Annotated in this window: 5 protein-coding genes and 2 pseudogenes; 6 read left to right on the plus strand and 1 reads right to left on the minus strand. The window is 48.3% G+C overall.

Features of this window, described 5'->3' with window-relative positions:
• The 6 genes and pseudogenes from CDI09_RS17045 to CDI09_RS18005 all read left to right on the plus strand — a co-directional run.
• Nucleotides 1-88 (plus strand): annotated as a pseudogene (locus tag CDI09_RS17045) (IS5/IS1182 family transposase); the annotation flags it as partial.
• A 534-nt stretch (nt 89-622) separates the two neighbouring features.
• Nucleotides 623-1555 carry a hemagglutinin repeat-containing protein gene (locus tag CDI09_RS17050; RefSeq protein ID WP_078527219.1) on the plus strand — a complete coding sequence of 311 codons (933 nt, stop codon included), beginning with the start codon at nt 623-625 and terminating at the stop codon, nt 1553-1555.
• Nucleotides 1545-2165 (plus strand): hypothetical protein, encoded by a 621-nt coding sequence (locus tag CDI09_RS18000; RefSeq protein WP_146220943.1) that lies wholly within the window; start codon nt 1545-1547, stop codon nt 2163-2165. Before CDI09_RS17050 ends, CDI09_RS18000 begins: the two co-directional genes overlap by 11 nt.
• 121 nt (nt 2166-2286) lie before the next feature.
• Entirely contained in the window at nt 2287-2547 is a 261-nt protein-coding gene (locus CDI09_RS19045) for a hemagglutinin repeat-containing protein (protein ID WP_110571455.1), read from the plus strand.
• Complete coding sequence (locus CDI09_RS17065; protein ID WP_257788383.1) at nt 2484-3401, plus strand: hemagglutinin repeat-containing protein; 918 nt, start codon at nt 2484-2486, stop codon at nt 3399-3401. The genes CDI09_RS19045 and CDI09_RS17065 overlap by 64 nt, the downstream gene beginning before the upstream one ends.
• Complete coding sequence (locus CDI09_RS18005) at nt 3391-4008, plus strand: hypothetical protein (protein ID WP_146220944.1); 618 nt, start codon at nt 3391-3393, stop codon at nt 4006-4008. Before CDI09_RS17065 ends, CDI09_RS18005 begins: the two co-directional genes overlap by 11 nt.
• Before the next feature lie 42 nt (nt 4009-4050).
• Here the strand turns inward: CDI09_RS18005 and CDI09_RS17070 are convergent.
• Nucleotides 4051-4713, minus strand: a pseudogene (locus tag CDI09_RS17070) (IS5 family transposase); the annotation flags it as partial.
• Between the last annotated feature and the right edge of the window lie 100 nt (nt 4714-4813).

Here is a 4813-nt window from a genome sequence, read left to right on the forward strand (position 1 = left end):
GCGGCGGGTCGCAACACGCTATGACAGATGCCCGAACGTCTTCTTCTCAGCCATCTGCCTCGCTGCAACCGTCATCTTCTGGCTATGAGTCCTGAGCCTAAAAAAATAAAAAGTTATAATTTGATGCTGCTAGATGATTTTAGGATGTTGAATGATCCGCGTTGGGTTGATGCGTATGTGATGCGTTTCATTCCTCATTTTTCGTGTCCTGAAGCAGGGCCTTCTGTTTGTACATCTACTGGTCATTTTGTTTTCTCCAGGCTTCCTGCAGGTAATTGGTATATTGTTGTTTCGTATGACCCTACAAAAGAAGATAAACGGGGTACTGTAACTGTACAAAAAATAACAACTATTGAAGGTCAGACAGTGCCATTTATTTCGTCAGTCGGAGCGAGGGAGGAAACCTGCGCACCATGATACGTAAGGGTATCAAGAAACACGTCCTATCGTTTCAAAAAGACGATGATATTTTTGCTTCGAGCGTGGTTTGATCATAATTACGCAGGTAGTAGACAAGCCATGACCACGCTCGGGGCGGAGCCTGTGACCGACAGGAGTGCTGCGAATATTGTTGCCACGGCAGCGGGCCTGTCCGCCTTTGTCGGGGCGACGGCCTCGCTGAATGCTGATATGCGCTGGGGGGGGCAGTGTTACGGGACAACTCAGTGCATCCCATTCCCACATGGATTCCCAAAGCGTGACGCAGGTGTATACGACAGTCTCAGGAGCAAAGAATGTAACCATCGATAACGGGGTAGGCCGCACGACACTGGATGGTGCGAGGGTATCTGGTGGTTCCGTGGACGTGACGGCGGGCAACCTGAACATTACCTCGGCACAGAATACTGCGAGCTATCTCAGCACGAACGAGAGCGCGGGCTTCAGCTTTGCCGTTCCCGTCTACGGTACAGGCGGCGAGAAGGGTTTTTCAGTCAATGCCTCGGCGGGCATTCTGTACGATACCTATGCCTCGACGGAAGCCAGTGGCCTTTCCGGGCTTTATGCGGGGCAGGACGGACTTGATGTCGATGTTGCCCACAACACGACCCTAAGCGCAGGTGTCATGGAAAGCACGGCGGCATCCGGCCATATGGTCACGACGGGTAGTTTGACGGCTTATGATGAACAGAACATATCGATATGTGCCGGCGCATCCATCAATCGTTCGCTTGGAAGCCTGGGAAGTGGGGGGAACACGGGACCCGGTAATGGAGCCCCAAGAAGAAAAAGAAAATCTTTTTATCCGGATTTGAATCCGGATGTAACGTTTGCACCTGTGTTTGGAATAAACATATCAAAAAGTTTTTCATCTATTGGATCAAATATCAATATTGATGCGGGCTCTCTTTCAGGCAGTTTGTCGCGTAACCCGTCGGCAGCGAATCATGCAATCAGTAATGAATTTGATGCGAACCAGGCGGGAGAGATCCTGTCTTTAACGAACAGTTTTGAAAAATCCTACAGGAATGCGTACGGTGAGGCAAAAGATATACAGGAAATGACAAAGAATGCCAGTTTGACAGATCAGGAAAGAGAAGAAAACGATGCAAAATAATAATTTTACAAATATATTATTTACAATTTTTATGACCGCATCATTATGTGGGTGCGTAGTACCTGAGCCACCAAAAATACCATTTAATAGTAGCGAAGTGTCTTGGGCTCAAAAAACAGGATCATCGACTATCAAGGGGTGTGTCAGTGGAGCGGAATTTACCGCCTTTGACACTTATCATTTGGCTGATGGAACTGATTCGTCATCACCCGTAATGAGTTCTTCTGTAGAAATACCTCAGAAAAATTTTACAATAGATCTTCTTCCGGAAAGCGATTATATGCATGTTCTTGAAAAAAAGATGAATATATATAGTCTTAGGCTTAATGATTACACTATTTTAAATGATCCCCGCTGGGTCGATCCTTCAGTTTTACCCTTCATCCCGCATTTTTCATGTCCTTCCGCTGGACCGAATATCTGCACATCGCCGGGTCATTTTATATTTTCTAATCTTCCTGCAGGGAACTGGTATATTGTTGCTTCATATAATCCTACAAAAGAAGATAAAACAGCTGGCGTAACTGTGCATAAAATAACGACTATTGATGGGCAGACGGTTCCTTTTGTATCATGGGTTGGCGCATTAAATAAAACATGCAAACCATGATATATGAAGCGTAAATCATTGAAGATATGTTTGCTGTCGCTTCCATAAGCCGGGTATTTTTTTGCTGCGACCGGGGTAATGGTCCTGACCACGACCGGACTGACGACGGACTGACGACGGACTGACTGCGGCGACGAGCGACCGCCATGCCGGGGATATCGTTGCCACGGCGGCAAGCCTGTCGGGTAAGACTGTCACGTTGGCGGCGCCAGGCACTATTCAGCTTCAGTCGGGGCAGGACACCATGCATACGATCACCAGCCAGACGGCCCTGTCCGCCTTTGTCGGGGCGACGGCCTCGCTGAATACTGATATGCGCTGGGGGGCAGTGTTACGGGACAACTTAGTGCATCCCATTCCCACATGGATTCCCAAAGCGTGACGCAGGTGGATACGACGGTCACGGGTGCAAAGAATGTAACCATCGATAACGGGGCAGGCCGCACGACACTGGACGGCGCCAGGGTATCCGGTGGTTCCGTGGACGTGACGGCGGGCAACCTGAACTTTACCTCGGCACAGAATACTGCGAGCTATCTCAGCACGAACGAGAGCGTCGGCTTGAGCTTTGCCATTCCCGTCTATGGCACAGGCGGCGAGAAGGGTTTTTCAGTCAATGCCTCGGCGGGTATTCTGTACGATACCTATGCCTCGACGGAAGCCAGTGGCCTTTCCGGGCTTTATGCGGGACAGGGCGGGCTTGATGTCGATATCGCCCAGAACACGACTCTTAACGCAGGTGTCATGAAAAGCACGGCAGCATCTGGCAATACGGTCACGACGGGTAGTCTGACGGCCCATGATGAACAGAACATATCGATATATGCTGGCGCATCCATCAATCGTTGGCTTGGAAGCCTGGGAAGTGGGGGAAACACAGGACCTGGTGCTGGAGAAAGAGAAACAAAAAGGAAAAATTTTTATCCGGATTTAAATCCGGACATAACGTTTGCGCCTGTATTTGGAATAAACATACCCCAAAGTCTTTCATCTATTGGATCAAATATCAATATTGATGCGGGCTCTCTTTCAGGCAGTTTGTCGCGCAACCCGTCGGCAGCGAATCATGCAATCAGTAATGAATTTGATGCGAACCAGGCGGGAGAGATCCTGTCTCTAACGAACAGTTTCGAAAAATCCTATAAGAATGCGTACGGTGAGGCAAAAGATATACAGGGAATGACAAAGAATTCCAGTTTGACAGATCAGGAAAGAGAAGAAAACGATGCAAAATAATAATTTTACAAATATATTATTTACAATTTTTATGACCGCATCATTGTGTGGGTGCGTAGTACCTGAGCCACCAAAAATACCATTTAATAGTAGCGAAGTGTCTTGGGCTCAAAAAACAGGATCATCGACTATCAAGGGGTGTGTCAGTGGAGCGGAATTTACCGCCTTTGACACTTATCATTTAGCTGATGGAACTTATTCATCATCGCCCGTAATGAGTTCTTCTGTAGAAATACCCCAGAAAAATTTTACAATAGATCTTCTGCCAGAAAGTAATTATATGCACAATCTTGCAAATAAAATGCATAAATATCACTTTTTATATAGTTATCACACATTAAATGATACCCGTTGGGTTGAGCCTTCAGTTTTGCCCTTCATACCGCATTTTTCATGCCCTTCCGCTGGGCCAGACATCTGCACATCTCCTGGGCATTTTATATTTTCTAATCTTCCTGCAGGGAACTGGTATATTGTTGCTTCATATAACCTTACAAAAGAAGATAAAACAGTTGGCGTAACTGTGCATAAAATAACGACTATTGATGGGAAGATGGTGCCATTTGTATCATGGGTTGGTGCAATGAATAAAATATGTAAGCCATGATCCGCAAAGCGTAAATCATTGAGAGCCTGATTCGAAAGTTTTTCAGCACTGACAATGCCTTGCGGTTTTGCGGGTCAGCATGCGGATTGAGGCGATCAAAGTCCACGCTGTTGACGAGGCTATGGACTTTTCCCGGTCTTTGGCGAGCCGCCTGCAGCGACCGAGCCAGGCGAATGTTCGTTCGACCACCCAGCGGCGAGGCAGGATTTCAAAGCCCCTGGCTGTGTCTGATCGCCTGATGATTTCGACCGTCCATTTTCCCATGCTGGCGAGCGCGGATCGCAGTTTATTACCGGCATAGCCGCCATCGGCGAAGATGTGGCGAAGCCATGGAAAGTGTTTGCGTATTGCCGCCAGGACATCGACAGCCCCGTCACGATCCTGAATGTCAGCGGCATGAACAGGGAGGAAGATCAGGAAGCCGCAGGTATCCGTCAGAATATGGCGCTTGCGACCTTTAACCTTCTTTCCAGCGTCATAACCGGAAATTCCCCCACTTTCCGTAGTTTTTACCGACTGGCTATCAATCACGCCCGCGCTCGGGGAGGCCTCACGCCCTTCGACCTCCCGCAGGTTCATGACCAGTATTGTGTTCATCGCTTCGAACAGTCCGGCATCACGCCATGCGTAAAAGTAGCGTCTGACGGTCGAGACCGGTGGAAAGCATTTCGGCAGCAGACGCCACGCACACCCACCCGAGGCGATATTGAACTTCCCCGGGTTTACCGGAGAGTAAAACTCTCGGAGGATGAACCCTATGGTAGAGAAGAAGACATCACGTTATTCACCTGAGTTCCGTGAGCGC

Source organism: Komagataeibacter nataicola, from assembly GCF_003207795.1.
Lineage (GTDB): Bacteria > Pseudomonadota > Alphaproteobacteria > Acetobacterales > Acetobacteraceae > Komagataeibacter > Komagataeibacter nataicola.

Excerpts from the sequence above, each read along its gene's own strand:
- CDI09_RS17050 (WP_078527219.1), top strand. The coding sequence starts at position 623 with ATGCTGATATGCGCTGGGGGGGGCAGTGTTACGGGACAACTCAGTGCA.
- CDI09_RS18000 (WP_146220943.1), top strand. The coding sequence starts at position 1,545 with ATGCAAAATAATAATTTTACAAATATATTATTTACAATTTTTATGACC.
- CDI09_RS18005 (WP_146220944.1), top strand. The coding sequence starts at position 3,391 with ATGCAAAATAATAATTTTACAAATATATTATTTACAATTTTTATGACC.